The sequence below is a fragment of the Bremerella sp. TYQ1 genome (assembly GCF_020150455.1).
Taxonomy (GTDB): domain Bacteria; phylum Planctomycetota; class Planctomycetia; order Pirellulales; family Pirellulaceae; genus Bremerella; species Bremerella volcania_A.
Genome location: NZ_CP083740.1, coordinates 5,314,124 through 5,331,766, shown reverse-complemented (window position 1 = coordinate 5,331,766; position 17,643 = coordinate 5,314,124). Strand labels below are relative to the sequence as shown.

At 54.7% G+C, this 17,643-nt stretch carries 9 protein-coding genes; 6 read left to right on the top strand and 3 right to left on the bottom strand.

Features of this window, described 5'->3' with window-relative positions; all coding sequences use genetic code 11:
* Nucleotides 1–146 precede the first annotated feature (146 nt).
* Both LA756_RS21675 and LA756_RS21670 read left to right on the top strand, forming a co-directional pair.
* Nucleotides 147–1,202 carry a DUF1559 domain-containing protein gene (locus tag LA756_RS21675; protein ID WP_224436813.1) on the top strand — a complete coding sequence of 352 codons (1,056 nt, stop codon included), beginning with the start codon at nucleotides 147–149 and terminating at the stop codon, nucleotides 1,200–1,202.
* Between the two features lie 72 nt (nucleotides 1,203–1,274).
* Nucleotides 1,275–1,766, top strand: coding sequence for a carboxypeptidase-like regulatory domain-containing protein (locus LA756_RS21670; protein WP_224436812.1), 492 nt, complete (start codon nucleotides 1,275–1,277; stop codon nucleotides 1,764–1,766).
* A gap of 111 nt (nucleotides 1,767–1,877) precedes the next feature.
* On the opposite strand, the gene LA756_RS21665 is transcribed toward LA756_RS21670, so the two are convergent.
* Nucleotides 1,878–3,083 (bottom strand): DNA-binding transcriptional regulator, encoded by a 1,206-nt coding sequence (locus LA756_RS21665; protein WP_224436811.1) that lies wholly within the window; start codon nucleotides 3,081–3,083, stop codon nucleotides 1,878–1,880.
* A 269-nt stretch (nucleotides 3,084–3,352) separates the two neighbouring features.
* Between LA756_RS21665 and LA756_RS21660 the strand changes: the two genes are divergently transcribed.
* Nucleotides 3,353–4,369 (top strand): DUF1559 domain-containing protein, encoded by a 1,017-nt coding sequence (locus tag LA756_RS21660; RefSeq protein WP_224436810.1) that lies wholly within the window; start codon nucleotides 3,353–3,355, stop codon nucleotides 4,367–4,369.
* Nucleotides 4,370–4,387: 18 nt separating this feature from the next.
* On the top strand, nucleotides 4,388–4,840 hold the full coding sequence (locus LA756_RS21655; RefSeq protein ID WP_224436809.1) for a hypothetical protein: 453 nt from the start codon (nucleotides 4,388–4,390) through the stop codon (nucleotides 4,838–4,840).
* A 43-nt stretch (nucleotides 4,841–4,883) separates the two neighbouring features.
* Here LA756_RS21655 and LA756_RS21650 read toward each other — a convergent pair whose 3' ends face one another.
* On the bottom strand, nucleotides 4,884–6,860 hold the full coding sequence (locus LA756_RS21650) for an alpha/beta hydrolase (protein ID WP_224436808.1): 1,977 nt from the start codon (nucleotides 6,858–6,860) through the stop codon (nucleotides 4,884–4,886).
* A 319-nt stretch (nucleotides 6,861–7,179) separates the two neighbouring features.
* Here LA756_RS21650 and LA756_RS21645 point away from each other — a divergent pair, with 319 nt between their 5' ends.
* On the top strand, nucleotides 7,180–15,486 hold the full coding sequence (locus tag LA756_RS21645) for a tetratricopeptide repeat protein (RefSeq protein WP_224436807.1): 8,307 nt from the start codon (nucleotides 7,180–7,182) through the stop codon (nucleotides 15,484–15,486).
* Nucleotides 15,487–15,511: 25 nt separating this feature from the next.
* On the opposite strand, the gene LA756_RS21640 is transcribed toward LA756_RS21645, so the two are convergent.
* A complete protein-coding gene (locus tag LA756_RS21640) occupies nucleotides 15,512–16,648 on the bottom strand; it encodes an LptF/LptG family permease (RefSeq protein ID WP_224436806.1) in 1,137 nt (378 codons plus the stop codon).
* A 191-nt stretch (nucleotides 16,649–16,839) separates the two neighbouring features.
* On the opposite strand from LA756_RS21640, the gene LA756_RS21635 reads away from it, so the two are divergent.
* On the top strand, nucleotides 16,840–17,595 hold the full coding sequence (locus LA756_RS21635; protein WP_224436805.1) for a ComF family protein: 756 nt from the start codon (nucleotides 16,840–16,842) through the stop codon (nucleotides 17,593–17,595).
* Nucleotides 17,596–17,643: the final 48 nt, after the last annotated feature.

Here is a 17,643-nt window from a genome sequence, read left to right as displayed (position 1 = left end):
TTTTCTTAGTAAAAGCCGCAATTATCTCAAAGCGGACTCCCAGCAACCCTAAAAGCTGATATAAAGCTGGCCAAGGCACCGATAAATTGTTTTTGCCTTATCTCCTCTTCTTACATCTTGTTCTCTTCTCATCTTGGGGAATCGCCATGAATCGCTCCTGCAAGCCGCGTGGTTTCACGCTGGTCGAGCTGCTTGTCGTCATTGCCATCATTGGGGTCTTAGTTGCCCTTCTCCTTCCTGCTGTCCAACAAGCCCGCGAGGCCGCTCGTCGGATGCAGTGCACAAACAATCTCAAGCAACTTGGGCTCGCGATGCACAACCATCACGACACCTTCAACGAGATGCCACCTCTGGGGAACTACAACGTCGACGGCAACTGGGGCTCGAACCGCGTGTTTGCCTGGACGATCTACGTTCTGCCGTACATCGAACAGAACGCTTTGAACGACGCCATGCGGGATCGTGCCGACAGTTCGTCCCTGCCGAATCCTTGGAGCACCGGCAACAACACTTGGGAGAATCAGTACTGGAAAGTCGACATCGATGCTTTCATGTGCCCATCGGACGCCCCGCCAACCAACCGCGGTGAAAGCCCTTCGGTACTCAACTACAAAGCCTGCGTGGGGGACGACTATCACCAGAACCAGTTCCGTCCAGCCGATGGTCGCGACAACCGCGGCATGTTCCAGATTGATCGCAAGCTGAACTTCTCGTCGGTCACCGATGGTCTTTCCAACACGATCATGATGGGCGAAACGGCTGGGAGTGGTGGACCACGTTCGATTCGTGGTGGTGTCGCATTGAACATGAAGAACTGGAACCCTCAGGCATGTTCCGCACGTTACAATCCCGCCACGAAAGAACTGACAGGGGACGTTCGTGCCGACTTCCGTCCTCACACCGGACGTGCTTGGGATGGTCGACCCTACTTCGCGGGATTCACCACCATGGTGGGTCCCAATGGTCCGACGTGCCACTGGGGTGGCGTTGATGGAAACGAACACATGGGCACACTCACCAGCTGGCACCCCGGCGGTGGCAACGTGCTGATGGCCGACGGTTCGGTTCACTTCATTCCTGAAACAATCGACACCGGAAACCAAGCCGCCGACAGCACGGCCAGCCCTTCAGGCGCATCAGACTATGGAGTCTGGGGTGCGTTGGGTAGCCGCAGTGGTGGCGAAGCCGCGCAACTTCCGTAAGCCCCTAGAGGGGCCGAGCCGACAGCTTGGCCCCTCGCTTTTCTTTGTTTCATTTCCAGGAGGCTTATCATCATGTCCAGCTTCAACTTGCCACAACTCGCGTGGCTGCCGACGACGCTCCTTTGCGTCATGCTGATCGGCTGTGCGGAAAGTGGTCCGCCGCTCGGGACCGTCTCTGGCACGGTCACCATGGACGGCAAACCGCTCCCCAACGCCATCGTATCGTTCGTACCCACCGCCGGAGGCCGTGCTTCGGTTGCGACAACCAACGAGAGCGGCGAGTACCAGCTCGCATTCATCGATCGCATGGGAGCCCTTATTGGCAACCACAAAGTAAGCATCACGACCGCGGTTCAGTCAGATGACGAGGACTTCTCCGAGATCAGTTCGGACGATCCTCGCTACGAAGAGATGCTGATGACACGTCGCTCGGACTACAACAACGCCGTCGTCCGCGAGCCAATCCCTGCGACCTACAACGCCAAATCAGAAATCGTAAAGGAAGTTGAAAGCGGCTCGAACGTGATCGACTTCCCATTAAACTCCGACGGTACTCTTCCGTAACGTCACTTCGTGCAACGGCCAATATGCTCTACGTAGGGCGGCCACCTCGAAAGCCAGAGTCATCCCCCAAGACGACTCTGGCTTTCTTTATTTCTTGTGTGAAAAGGAGACCTAGGAGTCCCCGAGGTAGTTCTTTCGTCGATTTTGCCGACGGTACTGGCTCGGAACGTCTCCCATCGTTCGCTTGAAGCTACGGATGAATGATTCTGTGTGGTTGAAACCGCATTGATAGGCAATTTCCGGAATGGCCAGTTCAGTATCCCTGAGCAGCACCGCAGCACGTTCCAGGCGGACTCGCCGTAAGATAATCGCTGGTGAGCGACCAACCGTTCGTTCGAAGCGGTTTTCGAGGACACGTCGCGAGACGTTAAGTGCTTTCTCCAAGTCTCGAACCTGAATGGGCCTCGAGGCATTGTCCCGAATAAATTTGATTGCTTCGGCAACCACTTCGTCCTGAAAGCCTGTCGCATCCGAAGACCGACGAGCTAAGACGCCGCGGGGTGGAACTTCAATGGGCTCTTCCGGCGGCGATTCCCCCTGGATCATACGGTCCAGCAGTTCCGCCGCGCGATAGCCGACCGTTCGCCCTGCCTGATCAAGACTCGAAAGCTCTACAGGTGCCAACGCCGACATGAGCGCGTCATCCTCGATTCCCAAGATGGCGATGTCGTCCGGCACTTCAATCGTTGCATTCGCACACTGTGTCATTACGGCACGACCGATCATCGCACTCCACGTAATCACACCCACAGGCTTCGGTAGCTCCAGTAGCCAACGCCGAAGATCGTTCGCGTTGCTTCGAACGCCATGCTCCCGTGGTTTGACTTTCTGTTTGCTGTAAGAAAAGACATGCAACGTGGCTTCGTCCTCATCGGTCTTTTCACGCAGTGCGTCGACCATCGTTGTACCGTACGGCATATGCGGCGCCGGACCAACGTACGCCACGTTTCGAAAGCCGCGATCAAGGAAATGCTTCGCCGCCATGTGCCCGCACGCACGTTGATCGGAAACAACGTTCGGAAATCGAAGCGAGTGCTTGCGCGTCCACGAAACATTCACGCACGGCAATTTTCGACGCGTGATGCTGCGAATCAAGCTGGGGTTCGTCAATCGACCGATGACCCCATGCCCTTTCCAGTCGGGCGGAATCTGCAGCGTGTCCCAGAAACCATGCGGCTCGATAAAGCAGTCCCAGCCTCCTTGTTCTGCCGCGTAGTCCGCCACGCCCCGCAAGACGTCGCGGCTCCATTCCGTTGCCGTTTGCACGACCAGTGCGATCGAACGCCGAGCTGGGACGCCCAAGAGAGATGTACTCATCGCCGCTCCGTTCCCCCTTAATTACCTCGTAACGTTGCTAGGATCTACGCCTCGCACGCTGTGGGAAAATGAGATGATTATTCTTTTAAAGATCAGCGAACACAAAGTGCATATTGTCAAACGTTGTGCGTATTTTGTCATGTCGACCAAACCACCTCAAGGCTACCATGTTCAGCGTTGCAGGAAAGCGACCCCACAAAGCCGGTTGATTTCCCGCACTGAAGATCATCTATCTTTCGTCTTCGCCTCATGAAAAAAGGTTTGCTCCGATGCCTCGAAAGTCTCGCGGATTTACGTTGGTCGAATTACTGGTGGTCATCGCGATTATCGGTGTTTTAATTGCCCTGCTGCTTCCCGCCGTCCAGCAAGCTCGTGAAGCAGCTCGCCGGATTAGCTGCACGAACAACTTGAAACAGCTTGGCCTCGCTCTTCACAATCACCACGACACCTACGGTAAGTTTCCGGCAGGTGCCAGTAACGAAGAAGACTCCTCCAGCGACGAAACCGGCGCCCATTGGAGTGCCCGACTTCTGCCGTTCGTCGAACAATCGAATCTGTACGAAGCGTTGACGCTTACTACCGATTCGGCCAACTTCGCTGCCGGCAGTGGCGGTGTCAGCGGTGCTTCCCTGACCAGCAGCAACGCTTCGCATCGCAACATTGCCGCTTGCGAAACACTAATCCCCGGTTTCCGCTGCCCGTCCGCTCCTATTCCGGAACACATTCGCGATACGTCCACCGACAACTGGACCGTTCAGAATCGTGTCCCGGCCAGCTACCTTGGCAACTGCTCGGGAACGCTTACGTCCGATCATCAATCTGGCCAAGGACAAGCCTGGTGGGGCAAATCGGCTAGCAACGAACTAAACGGCATCTTCCAAAACTTCCGGCCATTGCGTTTTGCAGACGTGACCGACGGAACATCCAATACGGTCGCGTTTGGCGAAGCGGTTCCCGACCCGCTCAACACCGGAGCCCGCGAAGACAGCGCCAACGGCAGTTCGGCCCAAAAAGATCACTGGATCATCGGTGGCGACGATGCCGACGTGCCGCAAGACTGGTCGGAAATGTTCGGCACGCTGGGCGTCGGTATCAACTTGCCGAAAGTCGCCCCCGGAGCATCCGGATTTAGCGAGTACGAATTTGGTTACAGCAGCAAGCACCCTGGCGGAGCCATGTTCTGCCTGACGGATGGTTCGGTAACCTTCCTGGCTGAAACCACCAATGCAGCCACTCGCAAAGGCTTCGGAACCCGCAACGGCGAAGAAGTCGTTTCCAACAACTAACATCCAGGACAACAATCAATGACGACTCACCACCAAGCAATTGTAGGGTCGTCCGCTGGTTGGGGAGTCAGCATCGCTGTGGTGCTGACTCTGCTAGTTAGCGGATGCAACGTCAAACCAGTTCCCCAAACAGCGCACGGAAAAGTCTCTGTCGACGGTCATCCACGTGGTGGCATCGAAATCACTTTCTGGGACGCTGCGGAAACCGATCGAATGATCCTTTCGACCTCGACGTCGGAAGACGGCACATTCGCGGTGCAAAACATCGATCTCGGCGGAACCCAACAGTGTGTTGTTACGTTCTCGAAGCCTGCTTTAAAGAATGGTGACGACCTGCCCAGCGATATGAAACCGTCCGCCGGCAGCACCATCGATTTGGTACCCGCCAAACTTCGCTCACCCAAAGAGTCAAACGTCCGCACGGACCTTCCCACAAGTGACTTCCAGTACGACATCGTCACCACGAAGTAATTCGCTGCGGACCGATGCGAAGCTTTACTCGACAAACGCCGCGCTATCGCAGCGGCGGAGTCGATGGGGCTCTGGTTACCGAGTTGTTATACTGGGGGTCGAAGTACCAGTACATGCCGCCGGGGCTTGAGATGTCTCGCAGCCATTCTCGTTGGGTTGGCCGGTGGGCGTTTTTCAGCAGGGCGTAAATGTCGCTGATCACCGTGGTGTTGTCGCCGTAATAGGCGTGTCCCATCAAGCTGGTGTCGATCTGCGTTACGTCGATCGTATCGATTCCGTTGAGAATCAAGATGTTCGCCCCGACGTCGCCTGCCCTGGGATAACCGTTCACCGCTCGCGACGCTTTCAGTGCCAAGTCGTTCTGCGATGCATACAGCGTCACATGATTGGCCAGCCCTGTCAGACGGGGAGCGATCTCTTCCTGAAAAATCTTCGCGTCGACATCGGGTGCCGCGAGGATCACTTCGTTAAACATCTTCTGGTTCTGCCCCAAGTCTTGCGCGAGCGACTCGACCGCAGCTCCGAACGCTCGGTTCCCCATGCTATGGGCGATCAGGTGAACCGATTGGGCACCACTGTGTTGATGCACTTTCAGCAGGAACTCCTTCAAGTGCGACGCGGTCCAGAATGAGTTACCTCGATCGACCACGTAACCCAACAGTTCCCCTTGCGATGGCCAGCTGAAAAAGACCGGGGCCCCTTTGAAATCCAAGTCGTGAGCGATCTGTGCCGTTCGCCGAGCGGCGTCTTCAAACGTGACGTTGTAACCATGTACGAAGATCAACAGATCTTGATTGGGGGACATGGCGACGCGTGTTTTGAGCATGTCGAAGAATGCTTGCTCTTCCTTCGACTTCACTTCCATCAGCATCACATGGTCTTCCGGTTTCTCTTCGAATTCCCATGAGATCACCGAAGGCGATTCCAATTTGCCGGCCTGATGCGACTTTGGAATGCTGACTTTGCACGTCCCAAGTTGCAGTTCGCCTTGCTCTTTGCCGTAGACGACCGAATCGTTGGAAAGAAAGCGATCGTACTTGTGGTACTGAACCCAACCTTCTTGGCCAACAACAACCGAGCCAGTCAGCGCCACCACCACCGTCAGTCCGGCAATGATGTATTGCTTGAAACGCGTTAGCACCAGACCGACCACCAAACCAAGCAGCACACACAACGCTGCTGGAAGGAGTGCGTGAAACTTGTGCGGCAAGACGCCGCCAGGCCAAAGCATCGGAGCACGGTCGGTTCCGTAAAAGACTTCCACCACATCGAACGGATCGTTGTTGGGCGCATTTGATTGAGCTTCCGCTTCCATGTTCCAACTTGGCGGATCGTTAGCCATTGACTGCATCGGCGGGCTCGTCTGGGGAGCCACTTGCGGCGGTGCTTGCATCATCCGCGGCTGCATCGCTTCGGTTTGCATCGGCTGAGCCGGCATGGCTTGCGACTGCATCGCCTGGGGTTGAATCGCTTGAGGCTGCATTCCCTGTGGCTGAGTATTCTGAGGAACGGATTGCGGCTGCGAATATTGGCTCATCCGTGGAGCCACGCTTCGCTGAAGATTGGGCGAGCTTTCGGCTGCCTGAGGTGCCATCGACCGGGGAGCGTACTGCGGAAGCTGTTGTGCCTGAGCTGGCATTCGTGCTGTCGACTGATCGGAAAATCCGAACTGCTGTTCCGGAACCGGCTGCTGCATTTGCGGTGGCGGAACCTCTTCCGGATTCACGAACGTCGGCCGGAACTCGGTCGGCGCTGGCGACGGATTCGGAGCGACTTGGGGAGGCGCCACTTGAGGAGGCGTCTGCTCGACCACTTCGACCGGCGGCGCGCTGCCCTGGTCGCCCTGTGCGACCTGTTCTTCCCCTTTTTCCTGCGCGCATCCAACCGTCAGCACGACAATGAGCATCAGCGACAGAATCCCCCCCGGTTGGCAGAGCGGTCTCGCGAAGTTTGCGCGTCGTATTGACGAAATGTGCAGGTTATCGGCGAAAGTTTGTCGATATTCGGTCGTTTTGGACATAGCCCAAACCCCCTATTACCATCCATGCTTCCAGGCCCTGCCTGGTTCAAAGTGGGGGCCGATCGTACCGATGAAGGCAGTTCGCGGAAAGGTCGATTTTCTCAGCAACAACTACCATGCAGCAACAGATTCAACGAAGCGAATTTAGCGTTAACTATTTGCTGCCAGGACACTTATGACGTAGAACAGAGGAAGCGATGAAAGGCGTAAAGATGCCTGGAAAACGGTAAAAACCATTTCCTGGCCTGAATCGTCTATGTCTGAGATAACAGAGCTACTCGGCAAACTCTCATCACACCACCAGCCCCGGGACCGTTCGATGTTGCCACCTCTTCGATTGCTGATCTGGACGTTCGCATTTGCGATACTTTTTTCTCCATTTGCGACAGCAGCAGAAGGAGACATCGAAGACGTAACCAGCGTAGAGAATACGCTTTACGTCTTAGCTCCGACGGCAATCCGCGATGCCTTGCAGGACCGAAAGTATGACGAAGCGATCGAGCTGATTGATGCTCAGTTGGCCAAAGATGGAGGAGATAAAGAGCAGCTGCTCTATCTCAAAGGACGAGCTCTCCACTTCTCCGGCAAGTACGAAGAAGCGGTCAAAACCTTCGAACAGCAGCTGAAGCGATTCCCCGATTCCAAGTGGTCACGTAAAGCTAACTTTGCCATTGGTTTAGCTTATGCCCGCAGTGGCAATTATCGCCTTGCAGAAGAGGCTTATCGCGAGCAGGCACGCTATCTGTTATCGCTGGATCGGAAGGAAGAAGTCGCCGAAATATATCTCAGTCTCGCCACCGTCGCCTTCGAGTGCGGCGAAGAAACCAAGGACCACAAAGAATACACAAAAGCCCTCCAGTTCTATCAAAAAGCCCTGGAAGTAGGTCCCAAACCGAAAACCAAGGACAAGACTAATCTTCAGATCGCTAGAAGCCACAAGCACTTAGGGCGACAGGGAGACGCGATCAATGTCTATGCAGCACTCGTTGCCGACAGCACCGATCGCCCCACGCAGCTGATTGCCCGCTATGAGCTGGGCGATCTCTATCTCCAATCAGGCCAACACGTTGCGGCCCGTAAAGCGTGGGAGGACCTACTCGCATTGCACGACGGCGAAGCATCTCCATTGATGGCCAAAGCCGCCTTCCGAATGGCCGAAACGTACCAATTTCCGAGCCCTCCATCCGAGCAAGATCTCGAGCTTGGCGTTGCCGCCATCGAGTCGTATCTCGTGAAATATCCTGAACATGAGAGCGTCCCTGAAGCCCATTTCCGGCTGGCCCGGGCCTACTCCAGCCGTAGTCGCGGCGACGATGCCGTGGCGGCGCTGCAGTCGTTTCTCAAGATCGAGCAGTACGCCGAAACCGACGCTTATGCTGACGCCCGATTTCTGCTTGGTTCCATCTATGCCCAGCAAAACAAGTTTGACGAAGCAATCGCCGCTTGGAGCGATTACCTCTCCAAGCACCCGACCCACTCGAAGTGGAGCGAAGCCCAGCAGCGAATCATCAACACGCAGTACCAAAAAGCGGAGTACGCCTACAGCGAGAAAAACTACGACGAAGCACGCAAACTTTGGCAAGAGTTCCTCGTTAAATACCCCATCGATTCCCGCTCGCAGCAGATCCAATTCCGCATTGGCGAAAGCCTCCATCAGGAAGAGAAATGGCAAGAGGCCATCGCATCCTGGCAGCAGCTTGCCAGCAAGTTTCCAGGTTCGCATATCGCTGCCCAGGCCAAGTATCACATCGCGCTGACCACTGAGCAAAAGCTCGACCAGTTGGCCGATGCAATGGAACTATATAAAGAACTGGCCAACACGCCGTTTGCGTCGCAGGCTCACCAGCGGATCACGCAGTTGTCCGGCGAACAACTAGAAGTCGCCACGCTGCGAAAGTTTCGGTCAAACCAGAAGCCTTCCATTCAACTGAAAACGCGAAACCTCGAATCGGTTCAAGTTCAGATCTACCCTATCGATTTGGAAACGTACTTTCGCAAGATGCAAACGACCGGCGGCATCGAAAGCCTCGACATCGCTCTGATCGATCCCGCAGAAAGCTTCACCTTCGAGGTTCCGAAGTATGAGAAATACCGACTTGAAACGCACTCCGTCGAGATCCCTATCCCCGCGCTCCATGGCGAAGACGAAAAGCTTGCCGAAGCAGGCGTTGTTGCGGTAACGGTAACCGGTGAAAAGAAGGAAGCGACGACGATCGTCCTACAAAGCGATCTCGACATGATCGTCAAAAGCTCGCGAGACGAAGTGTTTGTCTACGCCCAGAATATGAAAACCGGCAAGCCTTGGGCGGACGTTCGTCTTTTGATGTCCAACGGAAGCGAAGTTTTCGCCGAAGCCGCGACCGGAGAAGATGGTGTCTACCGTGCTCAGCGTGACGAGTTGCATGGGTCCGGCGATATCCGCGTGCTGGGGGTCGTCGACGGTCATTCGGCAGCGAACGTTGTGAGCCTCAGCGGGCTTCAAATGGCCAGAGGCCTACAGCGTCGTGGGTATCTTTACACCGATCGACCTGCGTATCGTCCAGGGCAATTGGTACATGTCCGCGGTATTATTCGCCACGTCAAAGACGACCGCTATGTCACTCCGGCCGGACAAACGTATCAGTTGGAAGTACTCGATCCACGCGGTCGATCCTTACTTTATCGCGAAGTCAAACTTTCCGACTTCGGCTCTGCCGGCGGGCACTTGCTGCTTCCCGCCGAAGCTGCGGTCGGCTCGTATCAAGTCCTCATGCGTTCGGCCAGCAATAAGTCTGAAACCTACCAAGGTAATTTCACCGTCGCGGAATTTCAGCTACCGCGAATCTTTCTGGAGATTGAAACGGAAGAAGACGTTTACTATCGCGGCGAAGTCGTGAAAGGAACGATCACCGCGAAGTATTATCACGGCGATCCTGTTATCAAGCGAAACCTCCAGTACTTCCTGGACGGCAAACAAATCGACGCGCAAACCAACAACCAAGGCCAAGTCGAGTTTGAACTGCCAACGCGCGATCTGCGCGACTCGAAGGCGATCAAAATCCACGCTCGCATGCCGAGCGAAAACGCCTCGACCGGAAAGAGTGTCTTCATTTCGGCCGTTGGTTTTTCGATGACCGCTTCGGTCGTGCGCGACACCTACATCCATGGCGAATCGTTCGACGTTACTGCCATGGTTAAAGACCTGGAAGGGGAACCGTTGGAGACCGACTTGACCCTTTCGGTGATGCGACTTTCCAACGATGAACCAGGTCAGGCTCAGGAAGTGCTGGTCTCGAAGCACGAACTGAAGTCGAACGAGAATGGAGAAGCCCGACAGACGCTCGCGTTGGAAAAAGGAGGACAGTACATCCTGCGATTCACCGGCGTCGACCGATTCAAGCATGACGTTTCTGCCCAGACGACGGTCAAGATCTCGGACGAGAACGATCGCATCCGACTTCATATTTTGGCAGACAGTCACTCGCTGAAATCAGGCCAAAAGGCGTCCATCGATGTGCACTGGCGCGGCAAACCAACGCTGGCGTTAGTGACGTTCGAGGGCTCGAAGATTCTCGACTACCGCTTGGTGGAATTGAAGGATGGGAAGAATGCGTTGAAGTTTGATGTCGACACATTCCTGGCCCCGAACTTCCAGTTGGCAATTTCGGCAATGACCGACGTCCCGCAAAAAGACATTGTCGACGGGAAAGAGGAGCCACTTCGATTTCATACAGCTGAAAGTGTATTTCAGGTCGAACGCGATTTACGTATCGAGTTGACATTGCCAGAGAATGCCCGACCAGGCGACACGGTGAACGCGCAGCTGAAAACCACGGATGCCTTGGGGAATCCACTGCCAGCCGAAGTGAGCTTGGCGCTCGTCGAGAAGAGCTTGCTCGATCAATTTCCACCGCATTGGACGAAGCCAAGTGACTTCTGGCAAGGCAACCCTCGGGTGTTCGCCATGCGTGCAAGTTCGAGCATCGATTTCCACTATCAGCCGAGCACAGAGCAAATCGACGAGCAACTTCTCGCCGAAGCAGAACGAATCGAAGCAGCCGAGGAAATCCGTCTCGAGCTGAACGACTTTAGTCGCGAGCAGATGCGTGCGTTCGACAACGCCGCAGACGCGGATCCGTTTGGTGGCAACCAGGCAGGGAATAGCAGCGATCCATTCGGAGGAAATCAATCGGGCAGCGGTGGCTCCGATCCATTCGCTCCCACCCCGAGTGCTCAGTATGCCCAGGGCGACGATTCATACGGTCGTCCGGCAGGCATGGGCGGCTTCGGCGGCGGAGGCGGAGGTGGTTTTGGCGGTGGAGGTGGAGGCTTCGGCGGTAGTGGCGGAGCATTCGGTAGAAGCCCCGGCAATCAGCCTAATGCGTCAGCTTCGCGCCCGCAAAGTCAACTCGCAGCACCCCAAATGGTCGATGGCTTGAGGGCTGAGAAACCGTCGCAATTGGCTGGCCAACGTTTTTCGTACGACTTCGATCAATCGAAGAAACGTGACTTGATGTGGGGTGGCAAAGATACGCAGTGGGAAGATCTCTCGACGCTTTCGGAACGCAATTGGTACTTCGATTCCAAAGGGAATGCGAACCTGGGGATTCAAGTGCTCGATGCCAACGGGGGCTATTCCAACCGAGCCATTGAGGTAAAAGATGCGGCGATTGCTCAAAACAAAAGCTTGTTGGCTTTGGTAAATGAAGCCGAAAAGAATGGTGATTTGCTGCTGCCAGGCCTGCCTCCGCAAGAGACAGCATTCTGGGTTCCGAGCCTGGTGACCAATCAAAACGGTATCGCTTCAGTCGATATCACCCTGCCGCCCAACTCGACAACATGGAAGATGCTGGGCAAAGGAATCACCGTCGAGACATTGGCCGGTGAAACGGAAGCGGAACTAACGGTCACCAAGTCGCTGTTCGCCGATATCAAGTTGCCCATGGCTCTGCAAAGTGGCGACAAGATTCAAGTTCCCGTTCGCGTCTTTAAAACCGATGGCAAGCCAGGCGAAGTCAAACTGGCTTTAGAGATTGAAGTGGGCGACAAGAAAGTCACCCAGAACAAGACGCTTACTTTTGATGACGGCAGCGAGCAAGACATTTTAATCCCGCTTGAGATCGATCCGGAGTCGGTCAAAAACACCAAGCAATCGGTTGCCGAATTCCGTCTTGAGGTGCAAGCCGGAGATATGGTCGATGTCCAGCGACGGTCGGTCCCAGTGCGTCAACGGACGTATCGCGTGGTTCGATCTTCTTCAGGGCAAGCGTCGAGCGATATGACCGCGGTCGTCAACTATCCGGAAGGCATGCCGTGGGAGAATCCTTCGCTTCAAGTCGTCATCGGACCGAACGTTCGTGCTGACCTGCTGAGCGTGCTCGATCCCCCAGCGATGCCGCTCTATCGCTGTGGCACGATCGCGGCGACTCCGATCGATACATTGACGAGCGACATCCTGACCGGCTTAGCACTGGAAGGCTTGTTGAAGCAAAGCCCCGATCAAGGTGGCCCTTCCCTGGAAACCGTTAAGTCGAAAGTGGACTCCGCGATCGCTTCACTGATTGTGATGCAAAACGACGACGGCGGGTTCAGCTGGAGTGGTGCCCAAAAGGGGACTAACCGCTATTCCACCGCACGAGCATTGTGGGCACTTGCCGCCGCTCGCAAGGCAGGCCATCGAGTCGACGACGACTTGATTCAGAAGTCGGTCTACGCATTGAAGAATGAAATTCCCAAGCTTCCCGTCGGCGACTACGACAGCAAGGCAACCTTGTTGCACGCTTTGACAGTGGCTGGCTCAGGTGACTTCTCTTTGGCCAACCAGCTTCATCGCAATCGACAATCGTTAACCGCATCGGGATGTGCCTATTTGGCGCTCGTGTTTGCCGAGATGAGCCGCGACGACACGGCTCGTGAACTTGCCGATCTCGCCAAAACCAAAATCGGCCAGGCCGGCGTTTCGGGCTGGAACAGTTCGACCGTGGAAGCTCAGGCCCTTTATGCATTGTGCGTTTTGGCTACCCAGCCGAAGTCGCCAGAAATGACGAAGGTCGCCACGCAAGTGCTGAAGGCTCGCCAAGGCCATCGTTGGCATCCCGACAAAGCGACTGGCCCTGCGATGATGGCTGTGTGTGGCTGGACGGCTGGCAAAGCCATGGCAGCCGACGAATATAAGCTGACCATTTTGGTAAACGACCAAGAAGTGAAGACTCTCAATATCGACGCTAAGAGCATCACGCAAACGGTCGAGATTCCTGCTGACTTGCTGAAACGTGAGAAGCAGGAAACGGTTCGCTTTCAACTGACAGGACGTGGCGATTTCACCTATCGCTGTGAACTTGCCGCCGACGTGCCGCTCGATAAGTTAAAATCGAACACTTCCCGTTGGTACGTCCGTCGCTATTACGACCCCGCTCCGCTTCGTTTCGATGGCGAAGAAATCCCGCGTGGATTTGGCGTTGTCAGTGGCAGCTATCAATCGTTCCGCAACGAACTGACTCAACTTCCGGGAGGAGATCGCGGAACGGTTCGCGTCAATATCTATCGCAGCAATGTGCGTAATGATGAAGAAGAGCAACAGATGGAGTACCTGGTCGTCACCGAGCCAATTCCTGCCGGTACGACGGTCGATCCAAGTTCGATCAGTGGTAGTTTTGAACGCTACGAAATCCACCCTGGCTATCTGTTATTCTATCTCGGCCCAAGCCGCAGCTCGCGTTACTTGACGTACGAACTCGTTGGCATTCAGCCAGGCGATTACTATACCGCTCCGACATTGGCCCAGGACATCTATCAACCGGAAAGCCTTGCCGTCGGAGCCGCCAAATCGCTGAACGTGTTACCGACCGGGCAAGCCAGTGGCGACGAGTATCGCTTGACGCCTCAAGAGCTTTACGAATTGGGACGCCGCAAGTTCGACAAGGGAGACATCGCGGAAGCCGAGTCACATCTGACCGAACTATTCAGTAATTGGTCGCTCGACAACGGTCCCTTCCGCGAGACAACCAAGATGCTGTTCGATATTCATCTGCAAGCTGATCATGCAGCCGAAGCCATTAAGTTCTTCGAGCTGTTGATCGAAAAGTTCCCTGACGAAAAGATCCCGTTTGCCAAACTGTTGAAAGTCGGCGACGCCTACAACGAGCTCGGCGAATATGAGCGCAGCTATCTCGTTTTCCGAGCCACCGTCGAAGCCAACTTCATGGTGGAAAGCCAAGTCGCGGGATTCCTTGTCGATCAAGGGGAAGCGATTCGCAGTATTCAAGTGATGGAAGATCTACTGAAGAATTCCCCTCAGGAACCGTACGCGGCAATTGCGGAGTATGCGTTGGCAACTGATGTCTACGGCAATGCGGCCCAAGCGGCAGCGTCTCGCGAAGGCAAGAACTTGAAGCTGACCAAAGTCCACTTCCTGAAGAAATCTCTGCAGATGCTCGAACAGTTCCTGACGACGCATCCAGAGGATCCTTCGGCGGACGAAGCGGCATTCACGTTGGCTTCCGGGATGACCGAACTGGAGCAGTATGAACAGACGATCAAGCTGAGCGAGAAGTACACGCGGCGTTATCCAAAGAGCGACCACTTGAGCAGTTTCTGGTATCTCACCGCGTTCTGCCACTTCGCCCTCAGCCAGCCGGAAGAGGCCCTCAAGATGTCGGACAAAGTCGCCGAAAGCGTGGATGCCTCGCAGCGAAACACAAACAGCGTTGCTGCGCAGAATCGCTGGCGAGCTATTTACATCATGGGTCAGATTTACCACTCATTGAATCAGGCCGCGAAAGCAATCGACAACTACTCGCAAGTGAAAGACCGTTTCGTCGACGCAGCTCAGGCAATCGACTACTTCACTCGCGAGGCGATCTCGGTCGAAGAGGTCACCAGCTTCCTGCCTGAAGAAGACGTGAAGCTGAAACTCGACTATCGCAACGTCAAAGCGTGCGAAGTGAAAGTTTATCGCATCGACTTAATGAAGTTTGGTCTCTTACAGCGGAACTTGCAGAAAATCACGACCATCAACTTGGCCGGGATTCAGCCGCTGCACGAAACGACCATCGAGCTTGGTGACGGCAAGGACTATCAAGACAAAGAACGCGACATACCACTTCCGCTCGAAGAAGAAGGTGCATATCTCATTGTTGCTCGTGCCGACAATCTTCACGCAAGCGGCCTCGTGCTGATCAGTCCGCTTCGCTTGGACGTCAACGAAGATCACGTCTCCGGTCGTGTTCGCGTGACGGTCAAAAACAAGACGAAAGACACCTACGTCGATGACGTCCATGTAAAGGTAATCGGAACAAGTAACTCCGATTTCGTCTCGGGAGAAACCGATCTACGTGGCATCTTCATCGGCGATGGAATCCGTGGTCGAACGACCGTCATCGCCGAAGCGAAAAAGGGGGAGTATGCTTTCTTCCGTGGCGCGACCGACTTGGCTCTGACGCCTGAAGAACTAAACCGTCGTAAGCAACGTGAACCACAATCTCGTGGCGGCATGGGTGGCGGTGGCATGAACCAAATGGATGCTCGACAGGAACTGCTCAAGGGCATTCAATCCGGCAACGGCATGATCCAACAGGAACAGCGGCGCAATCTGGATCGGTTCTATCGCAACGACGTGAAAGGGGGCATCAAGAACTTCAAGTTCTAATGCCCAGGCAGCATATGGTGCCGCTTCAATCGCGAAGCGGCGCTGACATGGCAGTCGCGATCGGGACGAAGATAATCAGCGGTAAGAAGGCCGCTAACGAGGTGGGGCGAATCCATGTGATTCCTCCCATTGCCTTACAGGCCAACGTAACCGCGTAAAAGCACATCACCAATAGTAGGCAGTAGCCAATTGCGATGAAGATGTTGCGATTCTCTTTTCGTAGCACAATCGGCAACCCGAGAAACAGCAACGTGATGTCCAAAAAGGGCTGAACGATTCGGCTGTGAATCTCAACACGCACATCCGCCCCCACGTCGAGACTTCGGTTACTCAGCGTCGAGACCAAACTGTAAGTCGAAGCGTAGTCGCGCCATTGGCTGCTCGCGGTAAGCTGCTCAAACGTCAATTCAGTGACAAGAAAGCATTGATTCGGTTTGAGCCAGTCATGATCGTCTGGCATCAGCACATAGGGAGTTCCCTCGAAATCAATCGAACTTAGCCCGGCAGTCGATTCTGGCTTGGTCACGTTGTCGATCAAAAAGCCGCTGGGGTGCTGATCGGTGGCCGCCTGATAAAAAGCGTTCTCGCCATTGATCTGATTGCCAATCCCTTCGTACGACTTATCGAGTCGAAAGTTCGGGCCCTCAATCCGGCTATCTGCGGCAACGGTCGATGCTCCGTTGAGCAGCACTCCCGTGCGGTTATCAAACTTCGGCTGGAAGGTCTTCTTCGAATCGCCCATCCAGTCTTGGGCGTTTCGCGTAAGCCGATCCATGTATTTCGGGATAAGCAATTCGCGGTTCAATACCCCTAAAACGGCAATCACGATCACGGCGATAATGACCGGGCGAACGATTCGAGCCTGAGAAATCCCAGCTGCCATCAGCGCCGTCATTTCGTTGTGACGCTGAATCCACGTGACGGTAAACATCGCCGAGATGAGCGTCAAAATCCCACTCGTCATCCCGAAGAACGTAAAGACTCGAGGGCTGTAGTAATCCCACAGAACCCCAAACGTGCTACCGGTTTGGTCCCCGTATTTCAGGAATTCGTCCAAGTTGTTGAACGAGTCGATGACAATGAACAGCCCTGTGAAACTGACAAAGAAAATCAGAAACGACTTGAGGAACTGAAACAGCAGATATCGATCGATCAATAGCATAGGGCAACAACGGGGCCGGTTTGCTAGCACTTGGGTAAGGAAACGGTCGGGCGTTTATACCTGTTTCGCTCTTTTCTCCAAAGACGAAATGTCGGGCGAGATTTGACTCGGCTTATCACAGGGATGATAACCAAACGAGTCTTCAGGCAAGTTTCGCTTTATCTTTGGTCCATTGGTGCCAGGTTCAATCGATGTCGACTCGCTCGATTTCAGAACCGCTTTATCGTCTGGGAAGTCGACTGGCCGATCTTTTCTTGCCTGGGTCTTGTTGTCTGTGCCAGGACGATGTGACTGCTTACCGTCGACCGAATGTCGTTTGCCAGACCTGTGAGTCGCAACTTGTTCAAGCAAAAAAGTGCCTCCGCTGTTCGGCAGTACTCAAGCACGAGAATTCGCTCCCTTCGGAAGACTGCCCATGGTGCCACCATCTGAAGTTGCCGTTCGAGAATATCACTTCTATAGGTAACTACGTAGGTTCGTTGAAAGAAGCCATTCTCGCTGCCAAGTCGCATCGTGGTACGGCTACGGCTTGGGATTTGGGGCAGTTGCTAGCATCGATCGGTGACTTGCAGACAGCAACTTTGCCCTGGGTTGTCCCAGTTCCCATGCACTGGACGCGACGGATCCGCCGCGGAACCGATACGGCGTTCATTCTCGCGAAGTCATTGGCCCATCGTCGAAAATGGCCGCTGAAAAGAATAGTCGCCTGCCAACGCCGACTGGCCAAGCAAAGTGAACTACCTTTTTCAGCCCGGCGCACGAATGTTCGAGGAGCGTTTGAACTCCGAGGTTCAATTCCTCCGGATCAGACGATTGTATTGGTCGACGATATTTTGACGACCGGATCAACGCTGTCAGAAATTGGACGAACGCTCCGCAGGGCTGGCGTTTCGGATATTCGCGTTGCCGTCGTGGCACGTTCGACTCCCGACTACATTGACGTTTAGGCGGACGTTGCTGGCAATATTCACGAAAATTGAACTGGTTTGACTATT